Below are 24,741 nucleotides of genomic sequence, written 5' to 3' on the forward strand. Positions count from 1 at the left end.
GCGCCGAAATTACAACCTCTATCAATAGATTCATAAATTTGCGTCAAGATTAAGCTTAGCTTATACCAACCAGAGAAAAAATAATTTTATGCAGATTCGAAAAAGTGCTATTGCCGGTTTAGTAGAAATTTTTCCTCGTGTTTTTGAAGATGAGCGCGGAATGTTTTTTGAATCTTATAATGAACAGCTTTTTAAAACACTCGGCTTACCGACTAATTTTGTTCAGGACAATCAGTCATTTTCCAAAAAAGGAGTTGTTCGCGGGCTGCATTTTCAGAAAGCCCCTTTCGCACAGGGTAAGCTGGTGCGCGTCATTACGGGAAGGGTTTTGGATGTAGCAGTCGATGTCCGTCCTGATTCGCCAACTTTCGGTCAGCATGAAATCTTCGAACTTCGCAGCGATACTAACAATATCGCATATATCCCGGAAGGTTTTGCGCATGGTTTTGTAGCGCTGGAAGACACTGTATTCAGTTACAAGTGCACCAATGTTTATAATAAAGAATCGGAATCCGGTATACTTTGGAATGATCCTGATCTTGGAATTAACTGGGGAGTTGAAAATCCTATCGTTTCGGAAAAGGATGTGATATTACCGACCTTCAGGTCGCTTTTTGATGGTTTGAAAGTCAAAATCTGAGGAGTTCGGAAAGGGAGAAAGAAGCGATTTTTTTCTCCCTTTTTGTGAATGTTTCATTTTTCAAACAGTTCTTCTACTGCCTTGGATGCCACTTTTCTTGCGGATCCGGGGTTTTGGCCGGTAATCAGGCGTTCATCCATTTCAATAAATTCGATAAAGGGGATCATTGATTTCGTAAAATGCGCCCCCCGTTCTTTCAATTTGTCTTCCAGATAAAAAGGTACCTCGCTGACAAAACTCATTAACGTTTCTTCTACGTTGGAAAAACCCGTCAGGTATTTATCCTGGATCAGCCAGGATCCGTCTGACAGCTGCACATTCAGCAATCCGCATACACCGTGGCATACGGCGGTTACCAAACCGTTTCGCTCGTAAATATTCTTTGTAATCTCTTGTAATTCAGTATTTTCAGTGAGGTCCCACATGGCCCCGTGCCCACCTGCAAAGTAGATAAGCCGGTAATCAGCAGTATGGATTTCTGAAGGTTTTAACGAATTTTTCAGCTTCTCCCGGAAAACACTGTCTTCCCAATATGTCGCATTGTATTCATCTTTCAAGTCAAAGCTTCGCTCATCGATCGGGATTTCTCCGCCAAGAGGACTCACGATATCAATCATGATTCGCCTTTTTATCATTACATCATAAAAATGGGTTAATTCACTTAACCATAAACCCGTTTTGGCTGTCTTGGTCGGGTAGGTACTATGATTGGTGCAGACGATAAGGATTTTCATAGCATTGTGCCGGAATATAAGTCTGGAAAGATACTGGAAATGATGTAAATGTAGGCAGACAAATCCCGGTTGAAAGCTATAATAATTGATTTTTGTAGGCAAAAGCTACTGCGGCGGCGGTGGTTTTTGTACCTGTTTTTTCCAGGACACGCAGACGGTGCCCCTCGACAGTACGAATGCTGATAAAAAGTTTTTCGCTGATTTCGGCTGTTGAAAAGCCGTCACATATCAGTTGCAGCACCTCTTTTTCTCTGGCAGATAAGGCTACATTGCATGCATTCGGGAAGAAAGGATGCTTATTGGGCTGGCGGTTCACCATTTTTCGGTGCATTGCCTTGGATACGAAGTCATTGTAGTAAAATCCGTCTTCGGCTACCCGGCGTATTGCCTTTTCAACTTCGTCGGGACTGGTATCTTTTAGCAGATAACCCTGAACACCTTTTTCCAGCATGTGAATAACAAAACGGTCTTCGTTATACATGGAGACGACGATCACCTTAATATTCGGGAAACGTTCGAATGCTGCCTCGGTTGCCTGAATTCCGTCCATAACGGGCATCTGGAGGTCCATAAAAACAATATCCGGCGTGTTAGTCGGCAGGCGGTCAAGGAGTTCCTGGCCGTTTGCAGCTTCCAGAATAAACTCAAAGTCAGGGATTCCGCTCAGCATCGAGATGAATCCTTTTCTGAACAATTCGTGATCGTCCGCAATTCCTAATTTGAGGGTTGTCATAATTGGTTAAATATTCACCCGTTCCCTACGAAAAGGATGCAAAGGTTCTGGTTTACTATCTGATACAGGCATCACGGGAATCTGCACGAAAGCTCTGGATCCTCCTTTTTCAGGCTTTTCGTATTGAACGGTTCCGTTTACGATGGCAAGCCTGCTTTCAATTCCGAGCAATCCCAGGCCTGCAAGGTTGCTTTCTTTAATTTTATCGGGATCAAACCCTACACCGTTGTCTATCACACGGAGATCAATAAGCACATCATTAATTTCCAGGTTGATATCGATTCTCGAGCAACTGGCATGTTTGATGGCGTTGTTGACAAGCTCCTGTATAATGCGGTAGATAGTCAGTTCCAGTTTCTGTCCCTGGCGCGGAAATTCCTCGGGGCTGGCATGGAACGAGATAGCCAGTTTGTTGCCTTCTTCAAGTTTATGAACAAATTCTCCCACCGCCTCCAGAAGTCCGAACCTTTCCAGTGTCGTGGGCACGAGGTCTCTTGTGATACGGCGGACATGCAGGATCGTTTCTTCAACCAGGGACTGTGACTTTCGCATGATCTGGTCGTCTTTTTCATTCCCGTAATTTTCTACCATTTTGCTGAGCTGGTTAAGACTGAGCTTTGTGAGAGAAAGCATGGTGCCGATATCATCGTGCAAATCCTGTGCAATGCGGCGTCTTTCAGTTTCTTCTGAGTTCAGGGCAGTGTCGAGGAGAAGGCGATTGTAGTTTTTTTCAATTTCGTTGATTCTTTTTTCTTCTTCAAATCTCCTTTTCTGATAATACATTACAAAGGAAATCATGCAAAACGCCATCATAAGCATTGCCATGGAAGCAATGAGTAGTGCCCATTTTAATTCTTCACTGTTTTGCATAATCATCTGCGGAAAAGTGATAAACACCAACACTAAAAAACAAAGCGCATATAATTTCAAAAATGTAGGGAACGGTCCGGGCTATTCCCAAATCCTGAATGTTCTTCCAGCTGGCCGCATAATGTAAAATGGGTGCAATAAATATAAAGCTAGAATAATACAATAGCAAGCCGGAACATACCCAGAAAAACGGAAAAGTTAAAAGGTCGGGGATGACCAGGGAATTGATAATTTCGTAGAAATACATAAGGATCAAAACAATGATCAACACACCTTCAACTGTTTTGGCAAATAACACTGCCCTGTGATTTTGAAAGTCGGTTATTTCCAGATTAGAATTTGAAATATCCCAGATGGCGAAAACCAGAAAACCTCCTATTGAATACAGTATGCCTTTTTTATAAATACTCGAACTGAATTTGAAATAGAACATTCCGGCCAGTAAGCTGTAAAAAACCGGAATGCTGATGTTGAAATATACGATGCTGTTTTGTTGCCGGACTGCTGAGTCAAAGATCAGAAGGTCAGTGATAAGTTTGGACAGTGAATAAAACAGGAGAAGTTTAAATGTCGGATCCAGGTAAGCTTTTCTGGTAATAATTAAAACTATTGGTAACAGCGTAATAAAAGTGGAAAAACATGGAATAGGTTTTCTTAAACTATATGCAAAATATGTTTCGAACATAATTTGATATCCATAAGATTGAAGCGAATAAATAAGATATTTTAATATGTAAATGTAGCCAGTCACCTTTTTATCACCAAACTGCGAACCGGATTCTGAAAAGGTATTTAAGTATAAATTACTGATAATCAGTACTTTGATTTTGGATCGATCGGCAAAACACGTAATTTTACCTATCAGAACACGGGTAATTACGACGGGTTGTCAAGATTGTTACCTGATTATTAAAACAGGGATTTTAACGCTAAAAACCAGGGCCAGGCAACGCTACATTTGTATAGGATAAAGAAGACTTTGTAGAGGTTTCTTCATTGAGATTAAAGGGTTAGGTTAGTATGGGAAAGCCGCGATACATTTTGCATCGCGGCTTTTTTGATTTTCGGCAGTATTTGGTCAATTTTAGGTATTCAGATTATAAACAATACCAGATGAAACCCACCATAACAATAGAATATTGCCCCAAATGCGGGTGGCTATTGCGCGCTGCATGGATTGCGCAGGAACTGCTCACTACATTTACAGAGGAGGTTTTCGCTGTTCAGCTGATACCTTCCGAAGTTGGGGGCAGATATACGATCAAAGTGAATGATACATTGATATGGGACAGAAAGCGTGAGGGGCATTTTCCCGAGCCGAAAGAAATCAAACAAAAAGTGAGGGATGAGATAGCTCCCGACCGGAACCTGGGACACAGTGACCGTTAAATTACCGGATTCAGGACAAATTGTCGCGTGTTGGGGAAGGAGGCTGTAAATTTGTCGCTATATTCTCCCTTATCTTTATTTTTCTTAAAAATGTGATCTTTGGCACGTAGTTTTTCGTTTATTAGGAAAAGTTGTGAACCTAAATATGCGATAGCCATGGAAAGCAAACTAAGAATACCCCAGGAGATGTTGATGAATATCGATTTTATCAACACGGTCAATGGTGGAACGAGTGAGCCCGCTATTAAGCTTGAAAGAGGATCGAAAGGTTTAGAAGTAGTTGTGAAAATTCCAGGCATCGAAGTAGAAGATCTGCAATTGGAGGTGGTAAAGGGAAAAAGCAAATCCAGTAATCTTAAATTGTTTCACTTGTTGCCCATATTTTCACAGGAACATCTTTCAGAAGAAGAACAGTGGAGAACAGTACGTTTCATTAATACTTTTGTAATCCCCGACGGTGTGGATATTGAAAATATTTCAGCGAAATATGACGATACACTTCGCCACTTGGTCCTTTTCTTACCCTTTGGAAATGAGAAGGGCGATTACCACAGGAAAGTAGATATAGAGAGATGGTAATATCTTGAATTTGTAGTTTTGTTCATGTAGCCCGGTGGTAACAACCATCGGGCTTTTCTTGTAATAATCCCATTTTAAGGTTCAAAATTTTAATTGCTTTTTAATCTTTTTATGTAGTACAATGATATTTCTATTGTAGATGTAATTTTAAATTGTACCCTTCTAATAGTTTATATTAAGATATAGTAAACCTTTTATTTTTCTCTCTAAATAGCGTTACATATCAGTATATTAGCATTACTAAAAAGATAAATGCCTCCATAAAACATGAAAAAATCTAACATCTTCGCCTACATCGAACTGACAAAGTTGGTAGAAGAACTCAAGACTTCTGCCTCTGAAAAACTGAAGCAAAAACTGAGGTCGCAGTCCGCTTACTTTAACATTATTGAGCCGAGGTATTTTTCCGAGGATCTCATTAATGAGTGGGAGAACATTCTCACAATCCTCAAACAAAAGGGCGCAAAAGTAAATGAAGACGGGAAAGTGATTTCCAATGCCATCAGCAACACAATCGATAACCTGACTGACAAGGAATGCCAGGCTGTGGTGGAACGTGTTTATACGTTATACGATAAAGTGAAAGTGGAATTTAAAATGTAGTATTTCGAAACGACCTGTTTTCAGGCAGGTCGTTCAAAACGGTATTTTTCTAGTTTACTGTCCCTCCATCCCAGATTTCTTTGCCCGGCTGCACAAAAGACAAGCTTCCGTCCCGGTCCTCGGCCATCAGTATCATTCCGTGACTCTCCATCCCCATCATTTTCCGTGGCGCCAGATTGGCCAGGTACAGTACTTTTTTTCCAATTATCTCTTCTGCTTTAAAATGCTCGGATATTCCGCTGAGTACAGTCCGTTGTTCAAGTCCGATATCAACCAGTAGTTTCAGAAGCTTTTTACTCTTCGGTACATTTTCCGCAGCCACGATCGTAGCGATCCGGATGTCCATTTTGGCAAAATCGTCGTATTGGATCTCAGGCTTTACCGGCGTTACTGTTTTGCCTTCTAGTTCATTTATTTTTTTTGAATCCTGCAATTTCTGGATTTGTTTTTCAATGACGTGATCCTCTATCTTTTCAAACAGTAGTTTTCCTTCGGAAATGGATTGTCCGGCAGGTAACAGATCAGCTTTTCCCGCATTTTGCCAGGTTTGGCCCGAAAGTCCAAGCTGTTCCTGAATTTTAGCCGCAGTGAAGGGCAAGACAGGCTCAGAAACAATAGATAGGGTAGCCGAAATCTGAAGGGCAATGTTTAAAATCGTATTTACCCGTGCCGGGTCAGTTTTAATTACGTGCCAGGGCTGCGTTTCTGCCAGATATTTGTTGCCGGTTCTCGCAAGATCCATAATCAACGTCAGTGCTTCCCGGAAACGGTAGTTTTCAATAGCGTCACCGATCCTCTGCGGAAAAGCTGTTAATTCCTGTAAAGCACTCTGATCCAGTTCGGACAATTCTCCGGCAGCAGGTACTTTTCCCTCGCAGAACTTGTGCGTGAGTACCACCGCCCGGTTGATAAAATTTCCGTAAATCCCGACCAGCTCACTATTGTTGCGGGTTTGAAAATCTTTCCAGGTAAACTCGCTGTCCTTTGTTTCCGGTGCATTCGCGGTCAATACGTAACGGAGAACATCCTGTTTTTCGGGGAGTTCCTGCAGGTATTCATGCAGCCACACTGCCCAGTTCCTTGAAGTGGATATTTTGTCTCCTTCCAGGTTCATGAATTCATTTGCGGGAACGTTGTCCGGCAGTATATAATTTCCCTCGGCCATTAATACAGCCGGGAAAATAATGCAATGGAAAACGATGTTGTCTTTTCCTATAAAATGAACGAGTTTCGTTTCTCCATCGGCCTCTTCTTTTGCAGGTTGCCACCATTTTTTCCAGCCTTCATCGGAGCCGCTTTTTTGTATAAGCCAATCTTTCGTAGCAGATATATATCCTATTGGGGCCTCAAACCATACATATAGTACTTTGCCTTCGGTATCTTCCACCGGCACACTGATCCCCCAGTCCAGATCGCGGGTCATAGCACGTGGTTTCAATCCGTCTTTCAGCCACGACTGACATTGTCCGGCCACATTTGTTTTCCACTCAGGGTGCTTGGAAATGTATTTTTCAATATCGGGTTGCATGGTGTCCAGCGGCAGATACCAATTTTTGGTCGCTTTCATGACAGGCTTTGCGCCGGAAAGCATAGACCGCGGATCTTTTAATTCCATCGGGCTCAGCGTCGAACCGCATCTTTCGCACTGGTCTCCGTACGCATTGGGATTGGCACACACAGGACAGGTACCTACAATGTAACGGTCGGCAAGAAACTGCTGGGCTGTTTCGTCGAAATACTGTTCCGTGGTTTCTTCTACAAAAACACCTTTGTCATACAAATCCCTGAAAATCTCACGGGAAGTTTCGTGATGAACCGGCTTGCTGGTTCGGGAATATATATCAAATGAAATGCCTAATGCTTTAAATGAATCGTCGATCTGGGTATAGTATTTGTCCACAACCTGCTGAGGCGTAAGACCCTCTTTTTTAGCACGGATTGTGATCGGGACACCGTGCTCGTCGGTACCACTGATAAACGCGACTTCTTTTCCGCTGGCGCGCAGGTAGCGGACGTATATATCAGCCGGTACGTAGCAGCCGGCCAGGTGACCAATATGGATCGGGCCGTTTGCGTAGATCAGGGCAGCGGTAACAGTATACCTTTTTGGATTGGTAATGGGCATTTGATATGTGGTAATGTAAGTAAAAACCGAAAAAGTCTGAGAGGGGCCAAATTTGCGGCGTTTTTCCCAGAAAGTAAAATTAGTAAAATCGCCAGCAGATCGCTGGTTTTCGTGAAATTTCCTGATAGATGAAATTTTTGGCCTAAAAGAAAATTTTGAATAAAATTGTAAAAATAATTCCCACCACATGCTCAGCATTCCATTGATTACCAGATAAGTTCATGGGCAAGTAGTTAATGAATCCACCTATATAATCTGTATCAATGAAAACAAGTCAAATCACGCACGTTGTGCTCGCCTCCGCTGTACTTTATACTGTTGCAGGATGTACGGAGAAGCAGGAAGAACCTCAAAAAACAAACAAGGTTTTTCACTTCCAAAAAGCAGTAAATGATGAGAGTGAACAATTTCCGACATATTCCGTCGGTCGGAACGGAGTGGTTTCCGAAGAGATTCTCCGGGCTGAGTCTGATACGAAGAATAGGTTAGCTAAACTGGCTTTGATCCCGCAACCTTCACCTAATACCCGTTTAACTGGTAGTGAAAAAGATCAGCTTCTTAAAACGTACAAAACGTCTTTGAAGAAATACGAACAGGATTCTTTGCTGGTCAGGCACTTCCGTAACAGATATGCAAAATTGATACTAAAAGATTACAACCTTCTTGAATCCAAAGATTACAGCCAGATCGTGTTTTTGACGGAAGAGTTGATTGCTTCAAAATGCGGCAGATACGGCCTGATCCTGGAAAGTCTGGGCAAAATAAAAGGTCATGTAGAAGTGTCTAAATTTCAGGCAATGGCGGCTTCAGCCGAAAAACAGATGAAACACAGTCTTACATTACATCAAAAAGCAAGGGAAGCGATGCCCGGCTTGCAAAAGAAAATAAAAGACGATCCAGGCATGGTCAACGGTGGGCTTAAAGCCGAATTTGTTGCGTCACTGAATGAAATAGATGATCTCTCACCAAGAATCGAAAGCCTTGAACGATACCTTCGCGATATAAAAAGTTTGTAAGATTTCTTACCTATTATTAAAGCCCTTATCAAATTTTAAACATTTGATAAGGGCTCTTTTTTAATAAAAATCCACTTTTTCCAACCAACTTTGGGCCTGACATTTTTTTCAGCTATGAAAGTCCTTATTACCGGTGCCACGGGTTTGGTGGGAAGTGCAGTTGCAAGGCAGCTCTTGTCCGAAGGTCATGAAGTCTCAGCTCTTTACCGTAAAAATTCCGACAGAAACCTACTATCGGACATTGTTTCACGGATTCAGTGGATCGAAGGAGACATTCTTGATATCAGTTCTCTTGAGATCGCTACGGAGGGAATTGATTTTATGGTGCATACAGCTGCAGTGGTTTCTTTTGTGCCCCGCGACCGTAAAATGATGTACAAAGTCAATATCGAAGGTACCGCTAATGTGGTCAATATCTGTTTGAAGTCGGGCGTAAGAAAACTTTGTCACGTCAGTAGCATAGCTGCCATCGGACGTCCGGATTCCCGCAAGATCATTCCCGGGCTGGATATTACCCTGGATGAAAATCAGCGTTGGGAAGACTCGCCGGAAAATTCGGAATATGCCAAGACGAAACATCTTGCCGAACTGGAAGTATGGCGCGGAATTGCAGAAGGCCTTAATGCCGTGATCGTAAATCCGACGCTCATATTAGGAGAAGGCGATTGGTCCAAAAGCAGCACCCAGATTTTCCGATATGTATATAAAGAAAAACCTTTTTATACCGAAGGACTTGCCAACTACGTGGATGTGCTCGATGTCGCTAAAATCATCAGCTTACTCCTGAGCTCGGAAATATCAGGCGAAAGATTTTTGCTCAATGCGGGGAGCATTTCCTATCAGAATTTGTTCAATACTATTGCGGACGCTATGCGCAAGAAACGTCCTTCGTTTCGTGTAGGTCCGGGACTGGCTGGATTTATATGGCGTATAGAAGCAGTACGCACTTGGTTGCTGGGAACAAAGCCTTTAATTACCAGAGAAACAGCACAGTCGGCCGCTCGGAAAACAAAATATAATAATGAGAAAATCAAGAATGCATTAGGTTTTAAGTTTCAGTCTATTGAAGAAACGATTGCCCGGGTTAGTGAAAGTTTGCTGGGCAGGATTTGAATAACGGGGAATTATTTTATAACTTTCTTTCATAATTATTTGGTGCGTTAGCCCTCAAAATCTAACCTGACGGTTCGTATGATGGAGAAAAATTTCGGGGAAAGAAAGGACTATATGAAGGAAACATTGCTCAGGTTTGAAAGAATGCTGAAAACCAGCGAGCCGGTTTTTTTTGATTTGGATACGTACGAAAAGGTTACGGTTCATTACATTGAAAAAGGAGATTGGGAGAAAGCCTACAAGGCTTGTGAGCTGGGACTATCCGATTACCCCTATTCGCTTGACCTGCTTTTGAGCATGGTGCAGCTCCACGCCAATCGCGGAGAACATGATCTGGCACAGGAAATACTCGAAAGAGCATCTCTTTTCCATCCAGGCGACATTGAAATTTCCTTCATGCAGGTTGCCATTTCCAATATGATGGGCGAATATGAAGAGGCCATAGAAGTTTTGGAAAACCTCCTGCAGAGGGTGGAGGACCAGGATGAAATTTACTTTCAGATCGGTCAGACTTACCAGAACTGGGGTAAATACGAAGAGGCGATCCGGTATTATAAAAAATCCCTTCATAACAACCTGAATAATGAAAGCGCACTGTACGAACTGGCACATTGCCTGGATTTGGTAGGTCAGCTGGAAAGTCATCTGGACTATTATAACGAGCTTGTCGACAGGGATCCTTTTTCTCACCATGCCTGGTATAATCTCGGGATTGCCTTCAGCAAGCTGGAAAGGTACGAGGATGCCGTGAGAGCCTACGAATATGCGACTTTAGTCAAAGATGATTTTGCTTCCGCGTTTTTTCAGCTCGGTAATTCGTACATGAACCTTGAGAAATTCGAGGATGCCAAAGAACAATATCTGAAGGCCATTGAACTGGAAGGGGAACAACCTGAAACTTGCTGCTGCCTTGGCACTTGTTATGAAAAACTGGGCGAATTCGAAACTGCAATTAAGTATTACCGTCAGACCGTGAAGCTGGATAACCAGTGGGATGATGGCTGGTATGGGCTGGGGATTTGTTTCAGTGAGCTTGGGCGTTGGTATGAAGCGGTAGGATTTTTAAGAAAGGCGATCCAGATCACCGAGCTTAATCCCGATTACTGGCTGGCCCTGGCTGAAACGGAGTTCAAGGTAGGGAATGTGGTTTCGGCTTTTGAAGCTTTTGAAAAAGCTGCTGAAATTGAACCCTCCAATCCCGATATTTGGATGAAATGGTCGCACGTTCTTTTTGAGCAGGGAAATTACGCCCGTGCCTGCGACTTGCTTCAGGCTGCTATGGATGATATGCCGGAAGAGGCAGATTTATATTACCGTATGGCGATTTATCAGATCCATGCGGGTGAGTACCGTGAAGCTTTACTACATCTGGAAACTGGTCTTACGCTTGATTACGATGCGCACATTCAGCTTTTTGATTTCTTTCCTGATCTGGAAAAGCAGAAAGCTTTGTACCGAATAATAGAGCAGTACCGCGAGAAATAGATCGTTAATTAGCGATTTCTTTATATAAGCCGACAAGCTGCCCTGCAATGTGCGCTCCGGTAAACTGGCTGATATGACGCTTTCCGGCTTCAACCAATGATTTTCGCAAGTTGACATCAGTTATTAACTTTTCAAGTTGATGGCTGATGTCTTCTGTTTTATATGGGTCGGCATATAATCCGCCCGGGCCGCCTGCTTCTTCCAGGCACGAACCTTTAGCGGAAAGTACCGGTGTGCCGCTATGCAATGCTTCTAAAATCGGAATCCCAAATCCTTCGTAAATGGACACATAAGCAAATATTTCGGCTGCCTGATACAGTGCCGGCAAATGTAGGGTAGGCACATTTTGCAAAATGAGCACGCGGTTCTGTAGATTGTTTGTTGTAATAAAATCAGTAATCCTGGCGGTATAAGCAGTTGCTTTTCCAATTAAGACTAACTGAAAGTCACTTTGTCCCAACTGATTGAAAGCCTCGACCAGCCTCAATTGGTTTTTCCTCTCTTCCAGCGTGCCGACACAGAGAATATATGGTTTTTGAATGCCATATAAATTCAGGATTTCGCTCCTTTTCTGTTCATCGGCTTTCTCTTTAAAAACAGGATTGCAATCCTGATATACCACCCTGATCTTATCTTCCCGTACCCTGTATAAGTCTATGATATCCCTTTTAGTCTGCTCGCTGATCGCGATCACCACATCGGATCTTTCGCAGGCAGATTTGAATTTATGACGATAGATAAGGCGATCAATTGGCTTGAAATGGGAGGGAAGCTTCTCGAAAATAAGATCGTGGATCGTGACGACGGACCGGATATTTTTCGCTGACAAACCTTGCGGGATTTCATTGCTCAGCCCATGAAAAATGCGGATACCATCATTTTTGAGCTGGCTGGAAATGGTCGAGTAGCGCCAGAAGGCAGACAGTTTTTTGTCCAAAAAAGATTTTGGCTGCTGGATCAGGTTTTCCGGAAATCCGGGAAAAAGATCCTGGTTGTTTTTGGGTGTGTAAGCAAAATATTCATGCTCTTTTTCGTGGGTCAGCAGCGCATTCAGAATAAAGCGGCTGTAATTTCCGAGACCGGTCTTGTTGGCGAAGGCTCTTTTGGCATCAAATCCAATACGCATAAGTGGTGTTTTGCAAGGGTTTCCAAGCAAAAGTCTGTAATTTTGTGGATACCACCGAAAATTATTGGTGTGTATTTCGTGTTAAAAAGGAATGAAGAGAAATAACGTTCGTAAGCGGGGAAACCCAAAATCAACCTCACTATCACTTACAGAAGAATACCAGTTACATACGCTTGCCAACGGAATACGCATTGCCCATAAACAGGTTCCGTATACCCAGATTGCGCACTGCGGCATTATGCTGGATATCGGGAGCCGCGATGAACTTCCGGATCAGCAGGGCCTTGCCCACTTTTGGGAACACATGGCTTTCAAAGGCACCGAGAAACGCAGTTCCTACCACATTATCAACAGGCTTGAAAACGTCGGCGGCGAACTGAATGCTTATACGACCAAAGAAAAAATATGTTTTCACGCATCTGTGCTTGACGACCATTTCGATAAAGCGATGGATCTGCTGGCCGACATTACTTTTCACTCAATTTTCCCGGAAAAGCAGATTGAAAGAGAACGAAATGTGATCCTGGAAGAAATGTCCATGTACGTTGATTCGCCTGAGGATGCGATCCAGGACGATTTTGATCAGCTTGTTTTTGTCAATCATGCTTTGGGAAACAACATCCTCGGTACAGCCGAAACAGTAAACTCTTTTGGGCGGGAGCAGCTTTTTAAGTTTATTAATGACAATATCGACACCGAGCGCATTGTCGTTTCTTCGGTGAGCCGTTTGCCATTTTCAAAAGTTGTAAAAACGGCTGAAAAATACCTGGGCGACGTGCCTGCCAGAAAAACATCACGCGTAAGGATTGCGCCGGAGCTGTATACACCTGTGCATCAGCAGAAAGAACGCTCCATTTCGCAGGCGCAAGTTGCTATGGGACAGCCAGCTTACGGTTTGCTGGATGACCGCCGGCTGTCGTTTTTTATGTTGGTCAATCTGCTTGGCGGACCTGGTATGAACTCCCGTTTTAATCTTTCCCTCCGTGAAAAGTACGGATTTGTGTATTCGATCGAAGGAAATTACACACCTTATCTGGACACAGGTTTTATGGGTATTTTCTTTGGAACAGAAAAGAAACAGCTGGCAAAAAGTATTTCATTGATCAACAAGGAATTAAAAAAGATCAGAGAGGTTCCCTTGTCCGTTTTGCAGCTGCACCAGACAAAAGTACAGCTGATGGGGCAACTGGCGATGTCGGAGGAGAGTAATATGAGCTTTATGCTGATGATGGCGAAAAGCCTGCTCGATACAGGCAGGGTAGATTCGCTGCCGGAAATTTTCGCGGAAATTGAGCTGATCACTTCGGCGCAGTTACAGGAAATTTCGCAGGAAATGTTTGATGAAAGAAATTTCAGTTACCTCACTTTCCTTCCTGAAGAATAGTAAAAATTAAAAAAAACGGGCCGTTGCAGTAAGCAGCGGCTTTTTTGATGCCCGGTCAGTGGTCTTTTTGACTTGTTGAATAGTAATTTATAACAACACCAGACATTCAGCCTTAAACCCATATTTAATATGAAAATCCAACCTTTGATTACGATTGTTTTGCTGGCACTCTTGTTCGGTTGCGGAAAGAAAGAAGCAGCAGAGGGAGAAACGCATGAGTTTCCAAAAGAGCTGGTCGATTTCAAACCATATACAGGTAATCCGGTTTTTAAAGGCACCGGCGATTCTACCAAATGGGATGAGAAGATCAGGGAGCGGGGTTTCATTATCCGGGAGGACAGCACTTTCTATATGTGGTATACAGGTTATACTAAAAAAACCGGCGACGACATAAAATACCTTGGTCTGGCTACCTCCCCGAATGGCATTGACTGGACAAGATATCCAGAAAACCCAATCCACAAGTCGATATGGGTAGAGGATATGTTTGTGCTCAAATCCGACAGTACGTATTATATGTTTGCCGAAAGCCGGGGCGATACTGCTCATTTGCTTACTTCCACGGACCGCGTAAACTGGGAGGACAGAGGAGCTTTGGATGTCCGTCAGAAAAATGGCAGTCCAATTGAAAAAGGTCCTTTCGGAACTCCTACCGTCTGGAAAGAAGGTGATACATGGTATTTATTTTACGAAAGAAACGATGCCGGTGTCTGGCTGGCAACGTCTACGGATATGAAAGTATGGACCAATGTTCAGGATGAAGCTATTCTGAAAACCGGCCCTGAAAAATATGATGCTTTTGCCGTGGCTATGAATTATATCGTGAAACAAGACGGTCTTTATTATGCTTATTATCACGCATCTGCGTATAAGGATTGGCGTGAATGGAGCATGAATGTTGCGGTTTCAAAAGATCTTGTTCACTGGAAGAAGTATAGCGGAAATCCGATAGTCGGAGGTGATAGATCCAGTGGTATCATGGTCAATGACGGTGAAAAATACAGGCTGTATACCATGCACCCTGAGGTCAATTTGTATATACCTGAGAAGTAGCTGTTTTGGGGCAATGTCACACAAGGGGCTCAGTCGAAGTGTGACATTGTAATTGATTGTATTTAACTGACCAGTATAAAGTAAACGCTAGCCACTTTGTGGGGCAGCCACATTATTTCTGTTCCGCGATATAGTAAAGTGTTGATGCGTTTTCGGGACGCAGGATATTTTTGGCGGCTTCGTTGATATCCCGGGTTGTCAGGTTCCTGATGATTTCGGCATCACTGTTTGCCCAATCCACATTACCGGCATTCGCTGCGAAGGCCAGGTTCATACCTCTGTTCAGCAACTCTACCTCGGAAAAAGCCAGAGAGGCCTCGGACTGGTTTTTTACTTTCATCACCTCCTCATCGGAAGCACCTTTCGAAATAATTTCCGCAAGCAACTCTTCCACAGCCTTATCCGCTTCTTCCAGTGAAATACCGGGATTAATATTCCCTTTTACCAATAGCAGCCCGGGATCGAGCGAAGACGTTACACTGGCGCTGACGCTGTTGAAAACGGCCCGTTCTTTCAGTAATTGCTGGTAAAGGCGGGAGGATTTGCCCCGGCCCAGGATATCGCTCAGCAGGTCGCCCGCATAAAAACCTTCCTGATACCTGCCAGGCATGTGAAAAACTTTGATCAGGGAATTCAGAGGTACCGAAGCCGTGGTTTCAAGGTGCCGTGCTGCTGTCTGCACGGGCTCAGCAGGAATGTTCCTGATGTAGGCTGGGCCGGGAGGGATGTTTCCAAACCATTTCTTCGATAATTCCAGGATCTGCTCATATTTTACTGCGCCGGCTACTACCATCACAGCATTATTCGGACGGTAAAATTTGAAAAAGAAGTTCTGGACATCTTCCATGGTCGCGCGTTCAATATGCTCGATATCCTTACCGATCGTCGCCCACCGGTAGGGATGCTCCTGGTATGCGAGTGGCCTTAATTTAAGCCACATATCTCCGTATGGCTGGTTCAGGTAGCGTTGTTTAAATTCCTCGATGACCACTTTTCGCTGCACTTCCAGCACATTCGGATCAAAAGAAAGGCTTAACATCCTGTCCGACTCAAGCCAGAAAGCGGTTTCCACATTGTCCGCAGGCAGGGTTATATAGTAATTGGTAATGTCGGGAGAGGTAAAAGCATTGTTTTCGCCGCCCACGGTTTGAACCGGAATATCGTAATTAGGAATATTTTTAGAACCTCCAAACATCAGGTGCTCAAACAAATGGGCAAATCCTGTCCGCTCTTCGTCTTCATCACGGGAACCCACATTATAAAGTATATTAACCGCAGCCATCGGTGTTGAAAAATCCTCATGAACAAAAACTTTCAGGCCATTATCCAATGTAAACTGCTTGTAACGAATCATAATGAAGGTCGGTAAAAGATTATTAATATAAATCGGCCAAAATAAACGTCGGCTTTAGAAACCCGGTACCCTGTTTTAGGGTTATAAACAAAGCTAATGTTCAGTTGGGATACCACCAAACCATTTTGATTTTATAGCCAAAGCCATGCGAAATAAGGTTGTGTTGATTTGTTTTTTTCTGTTATCCATTATATCCTCTCTTCCTGCCGGTGCCCAGATACTGAATGATCCTGCGGCTCTGAAAAATATTCAGACGAGCATGGACAAGATTTACAATTACGAGTTCGATGAGGCGGAAGTGGCTATCAATCAGATAGAAAAGAGGTACCCTAATCACCCGGTTACACATATCCTGGATTCTTTTATCCTGTTCTGGAAATACCTGCCTATTAAAGACCATCCGGCGAAATCAAAAGAATATATTCAGAAATTGGATCGGTGCCTGGAAGCTGTCAATAAAAAGTACGGTAAAAACAGCCTGGACCCGGAAGCGGTTTTTTATACCATCGTGGCCAGAAGCTATATGGCAATGGTCTATAATTACCGTGGCGAAATGCTGAATGCAGCCGGAGAAGGTAAAAAAGCCTATAATGCTTTTGTGGAGGGATTTAAATTAATCAATAAAAACCCTGAATTCTATTTTACGTCCGGGATGTACAACTATTATGTGGAAGTATATCCGGAAGAACATTCGATTGTAAAGCCTCTGCTGGTATTTTTTAAGAGTGGGGACAAAGCGCTGGGTTTAAAGCAGATTGACAATGCTACCAAAGTCGGAACGATTACCCGGGCCGAGGCGTGCTATTATCTTTCGCATATTTACCTGAAGTATGAGTCACAGCCAGAGAAAGCGGCTTTTTATACCGGAAAGCTGGTCAACTGGTACCCCAAAAATTCTCTTTACCTGATGACCAACATTGAGGCTTTGCTGCTTTCGGAAAAATACGATCTTGCTGTAAAAGAGCTGGGCTTGTTAAAGAAAATCAATACCGGTTTTTTCCCTCTTGCAACACATACTTTCCAGGGTATTCTTGAAGAAAAAGATGCCAAAAATGATGCAAACGCCCAGCGACACTATCTTGCCGCACTAAAAGTTCCGCATGATGACCAATACACCAAAGAGTATCACGCGATGTCCTATGCAGGTCTTGCAAGGATAGCTGCGCGGTCGGGGAACAAAGCGAAGGCTAAGCAGTATTACAAAAAATGCCTGGAAAAAGCCGAGTACCGGTCAATCGTCAAAGAGGCAAAGGCATTTAAATGAAGCAGGGCTACTTAGGAAAAAGGCTTTTATCCAGACCAGGAATAATTTTCAGAGCGTTTTTGTAATAAAGCTTTTTCAATACCTCGTCAGACAAGCCCATACCGTACATCCGCCAGAAAGCATGGTATTTTTTATGGTATGGAAAGTATTCATCTTCGGTTTCCAGTACCCGGAAATAGGTTGCATATTCAGCAGGCACCCAGCTGTCTTTCCCGAAAAGAACACGGTCCTGGTATTTGTCAAAAAACTTTTTAGCCGCTCTCGGCTGCCTGCCCAGTTCTGCTATCACCGCACCGATTTCGACATACATATTAGGAAAAACGGTCATCAGCGAATCAAGCTTTTTCAGGTTGTTGGGGTACCAGCCCATATGCGCATTGATAAAGGTGGTTTTGGGATTGTTCCTGAAAATGGCATGCTGTTCGGCGATCAGTGAATCAAAAGGGACGGGATCGTTTTTTCCCCGACGGCGGCCGGGGTGCGTTTTAAGTTCGAGCCAGCGTTCGTTGTAGCGATCCATCGGGTCCCAGAATGAAGGTACGTCGGCAGTATGGATCAGCACCGGAATACCGAGTTCACCACATTTTTTCCAGACAGGCTGCAGGCGGCTGTCGCTCACGGCCACACGGTTGCCTTTATCATCTTTAATACCGCTGAAACCCAGGCTTTTGTAAATTTTCAATCCTTTTGCGCCCATTTTTACATCCGCTTCGAGCTGGCTTACTGCTTTGGCAGTCCAATCGCTTTCACCGAAACCTTTGAACTGAAGGTTGGTGAAGACTGCAATTCTTTTAGGTTCGTTTTTCGCTACATTTTCCAATGAGCCTTTCAGGGTAGCAGTACCTTCACGCCATTCCTGGGACCATCCGCGTCCGCTCAGATTTACCATAATACCCATATTCAGGCTGTCCATTTGCGCCGTCAGCGCTTTCAGGTTCTGGGTTGGCATCTGGTACTGATGGTTGTGGACATCGATGAAAGGGAATTTTGCCCGTCGGGTGATATGTTCTTCCACTTTCAATGTTGATACGGGATCGTACTCTTCGAAACCAAGTGGCTGGGTGATCTGGGAAGGCTCCTGGGCACAGGAAACGTAAGCAAAGCCCATGACGAGCGAGAGACTGAGTACGACTATCTTCATTTATATTGCAAATTATCTTGATTGTAAATCAATGCCACACAATGGGCGGCTATTCCTTCTTCCCGACCCACAAAACCCAAATGTTCCGACGTGGTCGCTTTGATTGAGATTTCAGTTTCCGGGACTTGCATGACCTCCGAGAGACAAGCTTTCATGTCGGGTATATGCGGGTTCAGCTTTGGGTTTTGCAATACAACAGTGACGTCCACATTCCCTACTTCAAACCCTTTTTCACGGATCATTTCCAACACCTTCGCCAACAGTATTTTACTGTCCACTCCTTTCCACTGGGGATCTTTATCAGAAAAGTGGTAACCTATATTGCGCAAATTGGCGGCACCAAGCAGTGCATCGCAAAGTACATGACAAACAACATCTGCGTCGGAATGACCTTTTGCACCATGGGTGTGCGGGATCAGAATACCGCCCAGCCAAAATGGCCTGCCTTCAACCAATTGATGTACATCGTAGCCTTGTCCGATCCGGAACGGAAACATTTGTTAGAATTTAAATCTGCAGTGCAGTATTGGTAATTGCTTAATAGGGGAGTTCCCTGTGAAGATAAAGTGTGTTCAAAGCAAATATAGTAAACTTTCAACAAGCGCTGACGGATTCCCGCAGGAAGAAATGGTAAAGACGGCTATGATCAGAAACATTTTTAAACATGAGATTTTCTAAGAATAAATGCGGCTTTTCGTAATCTTTTTCAGCAAAAGATTGGTTTAATGAATAGACTGAACAGTTCAATTTCTAATATGTTAACCCTTTTGCATTCATTATGAAAACAAACATTGGGATTTCCGATAGTAACACGCAGGCAGTTGCATTTCAACTCAATAAATTGCTGGCCAATGAATTTGTACTTTATACCAAAACCCGTAATTATCACTGGAATATAGCCGGGATGCATTTTTTTGAGCTGCATAAACTGTTTGAAGGCCAGTATGAACAATTGCAGGAGATCATGGATGAGATTGCGGAGCGTATCCGTGCCATCGGGCATTACTCTGAGGCCCGTCTGGTTGATATCCTGAAACTTACCGACCTTCTGGAACCAGAGTACACCAACGAAGAAAAAGAACAGCTGAGCAATCTCTTAAATGACCATGAAACCATTATCCGGATTCTGCGCACGCTTATCAGCGAATTTGCCGACACTTATAAAGATCTGGGATCAAGCGACTACGTCACCGGGCTGCTGCGTCAGCACGAAAAAATGGCCTGGATGCTGAGGGCGTTTCTAAAATAATTGCGTTAAAAACCGTAAAAGCCGGAATTCATCATTGAATTCCGGCTTTTACGGTTTATCAGCGATACGTGTCTTATCTTACCTGCTCTGACTGCGTTCTCAGTTTTGCATTTTCATTTTCCAGGCTTGCAGACTTGAAAAAATAATACAGGCCGGCGATGAGGAATATTTTGGATAGAATAAAAACAGTGATAAAGGCCGGGCGCCAGTACTTATGAACTTTGATATGGGTATCGTTAACTTCGATATCATGGTAAACACCGGATTGCCTGTTCTGAGAATCTGCAGCTTTACCGAATACATGCTTTTCTTTCCGCGTTTCACTTTTCAATGTGCGCAGTTGTAAAACTTCCCTGAGCTGGGACGGCGGGTTTACGGATTTTTGGTCAAAATACTCCCGGATATTGTTTTCCAGGACCTCAATATACTCCCTGAGGGTATGATCAGCCAGCACAATTTGTTTCGTCTGTTCCTGCTCATGGTCCTTTCCCAATCCCAAAAGGTATGATTCAAGTATCCCGCTTTCGATAATATCCCGGTTATTCAAAGCTTTGCGGCGTTAGTGATGGCGTAAGATTTGAAGAATTCATGAAAAGCGCGTAAAACCTCCGACTTAGACATCTGAAGCTTTTCTGCTACTTCTTCCGGGGTATATCCCTGGCAAAAAGCAAGATCAAAGACCAGCCCTGGTGAACGTTCGCCTTCGTAAATACCAAGATCGCGCTTTTCCGGAGCGATACCCAGCAACTTCCCTTTGGTTTCCATGGCCTTCATACGGGCCAGCTTGATGATGCACACAGCAAACGTAAAAGGGTAGCTGTTACACAACTGTAGCTGGGGTGAAGAAAAAACGTTGACCAGTATTTCCTGTGCCAGGTGAGGCTGGGGCACGATCTGTAATATGATCCCGTAAGCCATTGCACCATATTTATCGTACACCTCAATCGACGTCAGTTTTTCGGTACTTTTTAGTGAAGGGTTTTGATCAACCGTTTTGTTGATTCGTTCCAGTTCGTTCATAGAGTGTATCCTTTAAATGCCTTTCCAGCAAAAAATAATTGCGTGATTGAGGAAGGCAGGGATGAAATATTGGTTTGCACAGTCAATAATTGTATAAATTTAATTGAATCAATAGATAAACCACTAAATCTTCGTAGAATTCTGAATTGAAGGCTCATGTTTTTGTAGAAAAATTAGTTGTGTGCATGAAAGTTATTTCGCGTTGCGTTGGTTACTGATCATAAAATTTCTAGCAAAAAAGGCAGAGGTCTGACATATGAAAGTCTGTAACTCCGGTTATTTGCCAAAAGGGCGTAATGACTATCTTTGTGAAATGAGAAGAAATATTGCAGTAATTTTTGATATGGACGGGGTAATCTGCCACACGAATCCCTATCACTCCAGAGCTTTCCGGGAGTTTTTTTCAAAGCGCAACCTGGCTCCAACGGATGAAGATTTTGCCAAACACATGTATGGGAAGAGCAACAGTTACATCCTCAGCCATTTTTTGGAAAGGGTTATTGAAGGCGAGGAGCTTCTGGCTCTGGAAAATGAGAAAGAAAGTCTTTTTCGGGAGATTTACGAGCCTTACATTGAGCCGATTGAGGGAATTGTAGCGTTTATCAGCGATCTCAGCAACCATGGGGTGCAGCTCGGAGTGGCCACTTCCGCACCCCGAGCCAATCTGGAACTGATATTAAGTAAAGTGCCTATCCGCGAAAGCCTGGGTTCAATTCTGGCCAGCGAAAACGTAAAAAAACATAAGCCGGATCCTGAGGTCTACCTTACTTCCGCTGCGAATCTGGGCGTTGACCCGGCAGATTGCGTCGTTTTTGAAGATTCTTTTTCGGGCGTATCGGCTGCATTAAATGCCGGGATGCGTGTAGTGGGCGTTCTCAGTTCACACACCAAAGAGGAGCTGCCACCTTGTAATCTTTATGTAGAAAATTACAACGAACTGTCTTTTAGTGCAATAGTACAGCTGTTTGACGGGATTTGACTCAGTAAGGGTTACAAAGCAGTAGCATCATTTACCCTGACATCGAATACGCCCGTCAAAACCTGCTCATTCCGTTTAACCTGTAAAAAGATCCGGTACCGGCCTTCTTTCGGGAATGAATAGGGGAAAGAGATCTGGTTGGTATGTTCCATGCCCATCATACCGTCCGTTTTCAGTTCATACATGCCCATTTCGGTCATGAGTTGCTCCTCCCGTTGCGCGACAGACATAGACTTCAGGCTGGCGAGGTATGAATCTACACTATCTCTGAAAATCTGAGGAGACGGTCTTCTGGCAACTTTGGCGGTATCGGATATCCGGGTTTTGAAAGTCTGCTCAGCGGCCATTGAAAACGTACCGGATGGATGTAAATGAATATAAACAGAGCCATCTGAACGGACTACTGCTACATGTCCCGTCATACCCAGATAGGGTTCCGGTAAGCAGGGCGTTCCATCCGGGTTGAATATTTCGAAATTCAGCAGATAAGGTTTGCCTGCTTCCAGAGGTTTATCCGGTTTGCCCTCCCAGATCGCGTAAGACCCGTCTTTGAAAACAGTTTTTGTTCCGGGCTTTCCGCATATCACCACATTTGCATCCAGTGGCACGCGCCCCGGAGCGTCGATGGGGTCGGTAATTACATACGTATCCTCACTGGAAATTTCCGTCTCGGAATTGTTTGTTTTTTCGGGGATTTCAAGGGTATCAACGATTGTTTCTGCAAATCCTGAGTATTGGACGATGTCCGCGTAAACGAGATATTTCCCGGCCGGAAGATTGGGAAGGTCGGCTGTAAAAGTTGCACTGTCTTTTCGTTCCGGATGTATGTGCGCAAAAGCATCGAGCCCCGGGGTTCGTATCAGAAAGGCATGCATGAGCTTACCGTGATCAGGCACTAACATGCTCAGCATACTGCCCTTACGCTGAGATTTCCATTCGGTCGTATCAATTTTTAGCTCAAAAACCCTTTGATCCTTTTCAACGAGTACAGCTGTATTCCCTTTTGTGGGTTTGTAGATCCATTGCTGATAATCCGCGGCCCAGCTGTCCCACCAGCTGCTTCCGCCATAAAGTATGACTGAGCATACCACCGTAGCGATGCCCATATTGATCCATCTTCTGCGTTTTTGAACCTTGGACAATACTTCCCCCGGTTTTAAAATACCATCACTCACACTGGCACCGATCGTGGTGATCATGAGTAAGAAGAGCAATACGCCTAGAATGCTCAGGCCGATACCCAATTGCTTTGGCATATCCCGCTGCGCAGTAGATACGGCGATAATCGGTACGATGATTTCACCCTTGCCTTTATCCCCTTCAATCTGGATCTGGGCGCTGGAAGAGCCCCATTCCATAAGCCATACTACCCCCGTGAACTGAGCTGATTGATTGGGCGCCTTTGTCAGTTCATCCGCGGAAGGGGCACCTTTATCACCCGAATAAAAATAGATGGGCCTTGCGGTAACTTTCTGTGCCTCGCCGTTTTCAACAAAAACAGTGATCTGCGCGGTGCCGGGGATCACATCAGGCGGCTGAATGCTCACCAGTAATTTATAAGGTCCGGCTTGTCCCTGCATTTGGACGTCTGAGCTGCCTACGTGGGCATTGGCAATGGATGTTACTGCCAGGAATAATATGAACAGAAGATTTTTCATCGTTGAATTTTATGCATCCAGTTACCCCAGGCCAGTCCGACACGGGTAGAAATAAGACTTGCTATCACGGCAACACCCAGTCCTTTGAGTAGTTCAGGAGTGCTTTCAAGCATCCAAGGCCCGAATTTGTAACGGTACTGCCAGTCGGGGCTATTGCCGAAATACCAGTAGTGGCTACCGAAAAACCAGTTTCTTGCATAAGGCGATTCCATTAAAAATCCGCCGAAATTCCACTGCACAACAAAGAATGCGATCAAAAATGCGATAGCCAGGATTGGCGTCAATTTCCAGTCATTGAGGTATGCATACCGGTTGCGCAACAGGTCGGTGATAACGGCCGGGATGATCAACAGGAGTGGAAACTGAAAGCCCTGGTAATGATCAATGTGATTGAGTATCGGGCCAAGTTTGGGTTCAGCCGGAAACAATGGGATGATCCATAGCGTAGCGAGCATGAGTAAGGTATAAACGCCTGCTACTGCCGTAGTTGCCCATCTGTGTTTCACGGATTTGCCGACAGCCATTAATAAAATTGGAAATCCGGCCGATGCGAACACATAGTAGCTGGACCTATGTGACTGCATACGTCCAAGCTCTTCAGAAATAAGTGTGTACCAGATCGTCAGAAGAAAGCCCGCAGACAGTGCGAAAAGCCAGAACAAAATCTGGTCCCGTTTTTTGTTTTGGCCGGTATTCGTGCCAACCAGGTATGCCGCCTGGTTTTTAATAGCAATTACACTGATCATAGCACCAAACTGGATACCGATAATGCCAAGGATCAGCACTGTATGAGGAGGGGAAAGAATGGTGACGTCGAGGCCGTAAGTGTTGTGCCACCAGTCGTCGAATGGAGCGGAGGTAAGCATGGACAATGCTCCCCATACGCAGAAAAGCGAGCCCAGTGAACTGTAAAAAAAGCCCCATATTTTCACACTGAATGATTTTTCAATGTTATTTCCCCAGAATGTTTTTCTTAAAATTTCATAACCCGAGAAAAGGCCGGATACTAGTGCCCCGAGATAAATGACCAGGTGAGGAGGGGACAAAAGTCCGTCGCGACCAATGCTCAAGTGCCAGCAGATATCCCATATCAAACCGGTAATGACACAAAATGAAGCAAAAACGGTAGCATAAATGTATACCGGAATGCCGGGGCTGCCCGATGTAGCTGTGACCCGTGCGTTACCAACGGGTGGAGGGGCAATGGTTGTTTGCATGTATTGCGA

The 24,741-nt window shown here is 44.0% G+C and carries 25 protein-coding genes; 12 read left to right on the forward strand and 13 right to left on the reverse strand.

Features of this window, described 5'->3' with window-relative positions; translation table 11 throughout:
* The first annotated feature begins 88 nt into the window (after positions 1-88).
* A complete protein-coding gene (gene rfbC / locus FBF61_RS26475) occupies positions 89-640 on the forward strand; it encodes a dTDP-4-dehydrorhamnose 3,5-epimerase (RefSeq protein ID WP_138483081.1) in 552 nt (183 codons plus the stop codon).
* Between the two features lie 53 nt (positions 641-693).
* On the opposite strand, the gene FBF61_RS26480 is transcribed toward rfbC, so the two are convergent.
* The 4 genes from FBF61_RS26480 to FBF61_RS26495 form a co-directional block, all read right to left on the reverse strand.
* Complete coding sequence (locus FBF61_RS26480) at positions 694-1,374, reverse strand: type 1 glutamine amidotransferase domain-containing protein (protein ID WP_138483083.1); 681 nt, start codon at positions 1,372-1,374, stop codon at positions 694-696.
* A 76-nt stretch (positions 1,375-1,450) separates the two neighbouring features.
* Positions 1,451-2,107 carry a response regulator transcription factor gene (locus FBF61_RS26485; RefSeq protein ID WP_138483085.1) on the reverse strand — a complete coding sequence of 219 codons (657 nt, stop codon included), beginning with the start codon at positions 2,105-2,107 and terminating at the stop codon, positions 1,451-1,453.
* A gap of 6 nt (positions 2,108-2,113) precedes the next feature.
* Positions 2,114-2,977 (reverse strand): sensor histidine kinase, encoded by an 864-nt coding sequence (locus tag FBF61_RS26490; protein ID WP_138483087.1) that lies wholly within the window; start codon positions 2,975-2,977, stop codon positions 2,114-2,116.
* Positions 2,964-3,662: a hypothetical protein gene (locus FBF61_RS26495; protein WP_138483089.1), complete on the reverse strand. Its 699-nt coding sequence runs from the start codon at positions 3,660-3,662 to the stop codon at positions 2,964-2,966. Before FBF61_RS26495 ends, FBF61_RS26490 begins: the two co-directional genes overlap by 14 nt.
* Before the next feature lie 428 nt (positions 3,663-4,090).
* Between FBF61_RS26495 and FBF61_RS26500 the strand changes: the two genes are divergently transcribed.
* The 3 genes from FBF61_RS26500 (at position 4,091) to FBF61_RS26510 (ending at position 5,548) form a co-directional block, all read left to right on the forward strand.
* On the forward strand, positions 4,091-4,366 hold the full coding sequence (locus tag FBF61_RS26500) for an Rdx family protein (protein WP_138483091.1): 276 nt from the start codon (positions 4,091-4,093) through the stop codon (positions 4,364-4,366).
* A gap of 156 nt (positions 4,367-4,522) precedes the next feature.
* A complete protein-coding gene (locus tag FBF61_RS26505) occupies positions 4,523-4,945 on the forward strand; it encodes an Hsp20/alpha crystallin family protein (protein WP_138483093.1) in 423 nt (140 codons plus the stop codon).
* 267 nt (positions 4,946-5,212) lie between these two features.
* A complete protein-coding gene (locus tag FBF61_RS26510; RefSeq protein WP_138483095.1) occupies positions 5,213-5,548 on the forward strand; it encodes a hypothetical protein in 336 nt (111 codons plus the stop codon).
* 49 nt (positions 5,549-5,597) lie between these two features.
* Here the strand turns inward: FBF61_RS26510 and metG are convergent, their stop codons facing one another.
* Positions 5,598-7,673 (reverse strand): methionine--tRNA ligase, encoded by a 2,076-nt coding sequence (gene metG, locus FBF61_RS26515; protein ID WP_138483097.1) that lies wholly within the window; start codon positions 7,671-7,673, stop codon positions 5,598-5,600.
* A 263-nt stretch (positions 7,674-7,936) separates the two neighbouring features.
* Between metG and FBF61_RS26520 the strand changes: the two genes are divergently transcribed.
* From FBF61_RS26520 to FBF61_RS26530, 3 genes are all read left to right on the forward strand, one after another.
* A complete protein-coding gene (locus tag FBF61_RS26520; RefSeq protein ID WP_138483099.1) occupies positions 7,937-8,689 on the forward strand; it encodes a hypothetical protein in 753 nt (250 codons plus the stop codon).
* Between the two features lie 114 nt (positions 8,690-8,803).
* Positions 8,804-9,802, forward strand: a complete 999-nt coding sequence (locus tag FBF61_RS26525; protein ID WP_138483101.1) for an NAD-dependent epimerase/dehydratase family protein — start codon at positions 8,804-8,806, stop codon at positions 9,800-9,802.
* 78 nt (positions 9,803-9,880) lie between these two features.
* Positions 9,881-11,287, forward strand: coding sequence for a tetratricopeptide repeat protein (locus FBF61_RS26530; protein WP_138483103.1), 1,407 nt, complete (start codon positions 9,881-9,883; stop codon positions 11,285-11,287).
* Between the two features lie 4 nt (positions 11,288-11,291).
* Here FBF61_RS26530 and FBF61_RS26535 read toward each other — a convergent pair whose 3' ends face one another.
* Complete coding sequence (locus FBF61_RS26535; RefSeq protein WP_138483105.1) at positions 11,292-12,413, reverse strand: glycosyltransferase family 4 protein; 1,122 nt, start codon at positions 12,411-12,413, stop codon at positions 11,292-11,294.
* A gap of 91 nt (positions 12,414-12,504) precedes the next feature.
* Here FBF61_RS26535 and FBF61_RS26540 point away from each other — a divergent pair, with 91 nt between their 5' ends.
* Positions 12,505-13,797: a M16 family metallopeptidase gene (locus FBF61_RS26540; RefSeq protein WP_138483107.1), complete on the forward strand. Its 1,293-nt coding sequence runs from the start codon at positions 12,505-12,507 to the stop codon at positions 13,795-13,797.
* 129 nt (positions 13,798-13,926) lie between these two features.
* A complete protein-coding gene (locus tag FBF61_RS26545; RefSeq protein WP_138483109.1) occupies positions 13,927-14,850 on the forward strand; it encodes a glycoside hydrolase family protein in 924 nt (307 codons plus the stop codon).
* A gap of 112 nt (positions 14,851-14,962) precedes the next feature.
* Here the strand turns inward: FBF61_RS26545 and FBF61_RS26550 are convergent, their stop codons facing one another.
* Complete coding sequence (locus FBF61_RS26550; RefSeq protein WP_138483111.1) at positions 14,963-16,204, reverse strand: M16 family metallopeptidase; 1,242 nt, start codon at positions 16,202-16,204, stop codon at positions 14,963-14,965.
* A 145-nt stretch (positions 16,205-16,349) separates the two neighbouring features.
* Here FBF61_RS26550 and FBF61_RS26555 point away from each other — a divergent pair, with 145 nt between their 5' ends.
* Positions 16,350-17,468: an ABC transporter substrate-binding protein gene (locus tag FBF61_RS26555; RefSeq protein WP_138483113.1), complete on the forward strand. Its 1,119-nt coding sequence runs from the start codon at positions 16,350-16,352 to the stop codon at positions 17,466-17,468.
* A gap of 7 nt (positions 17,469-17,475) precedes the next feature.
* On the opposite strand, the gene FBF61_RS26560 is transcribed toward FBF61_RS26555, so the two are convergent.
* Together FBF61_RS26560 and ispF are read right to left on the reverse strand one after the other, a co-directional pair.
* On the reverse strand, positions 17,476-18,609 hold the full coding sequence (locus FBF61_RS26560) for an amidohydrolase family protein (RefSeq protein ID WP_138483115.1): 1,134 nt from the start codon (positions 18,607-18,609) through the stop codon (positions 17,476-17,478).
* On the reverse strand, positions 18,606-19,106 hold the full coding sequence (gene ispF, locus FBF61_RS26565; protein WP_138483117.1) for a 2-C-methyl-D-erythritol 2,4-cyclodiphosphate synthase: 501 nt from the start codon (positions 19,104-19,106) through the stop codon (positions 18,606-18,608). Before ispF ends, FBF61_RS26560 begins: the two co-directional genes overlap by 4 nt.
* Before the next feature lie 281 nt (positions 19,107-19,387).
* Between ispF and FBF61_RS26570 the strand changes: the two genes are divergently transcribed.
* A complete protein-coding gene (locus FBF61_RS26570; protein ID WP_138483118.1) occupies positions 19,388-19,858 on the forward strand; it encodes a Dps family protein in 471 nt (156 codons plus the stop codon).
* Positions 19,859-19,931: 73 nt separating this feature from the next.
* On the opposite strand, the gene FBF61_RS26575 is transcribed toward FBF61_RS26570, so the two are convergent.
* Both FBF61_RS26575 and FBF61_RS26580 read right to left on the reverse strand, forming a co-directional pair.
* On the reverse strand, positions 19,932-20,405 hold the full coding sequence (locus FBF61_RS26575; RefSeq protein ID WP_138483120.1) for a hypothetical protein: 474 nt from the start codon (positions 20,403-20,405) through the stop codon (positions 19,932-19,934).
* Positions 20,402-20,878 (reverse strand): hypothetical protein, encoded by a 477-nt coding sequence (locus FBF61_RS26580; protein ID WP_138483122.1) that lies wholly within the window; start codon positions 20,876-20,878, stop codon positions 20,402-20,404. Before FBF61_RS26580 ends, FBF61_RS26575 begins: the two co-directional genes overlap by 4 nt.
* Positions 20,879-21,191: 313 nt before the next feature.
* Between FBF61_RS26580 and FBF61_RS26585 the strand changes: the two genes are divergently transcribed.
* Positions 21,192-21,857, forward strand: coding sequence for an HAD family hydrolase (locus FBF61_RS26585; RefSeq protein ID WP_166444615.1), 666 nt, complete (start codon positions 21,192-21,194; stop codon positions 21,855-21,857).
* 11 nt (positions 21,858-21,868) lie between these two features.
* On the opposite strand, the gene FBF61_RS26590 is transcribed toward FBF61_RS26585, so the two are convergent.
* Both FBF61_RS26590 and FBF61_RS26595 read right to left on the reverse strand, forming a co-directional pair.
* Complete coding sequence (locus FBF61_RS26590; protein ID WP_138483124.1) at positions 21,869-23,515, reverse strand: DUF8832 domain-containing protein; 1,647 nt, start codon at positions 23,513-23,515, stop codon at positions 21,869-21,871.
* The gene (locus tag FBF61_RS26595; protein ID WP_138483126.1) at positions 23,512-24,732 is read right to left on the reverse strand and encodes a hypothetical protein; all 1,221 of its coding nucleotides are present in this window, start codon (positions 24,730-24,732) and stop codon (positions 23,512-23,514) included. The genes FBF61_RS26590 and FBF61_RS26595 overlap by 4 nt, the downstream gene beginning before the upstream one ends.
* Positions 24,733-24,741 lie beyond the last annotated feature (9 nt).

This window comes from Dyadobacter bucti, from assembly GCF_005869225.1.
Classification (GTDB): Bacteria; Bacteroidota; Bacteroidia; order Cytophagales; family Spirosomataceae; genus Dyadobacter; species Dyadobacter bucti.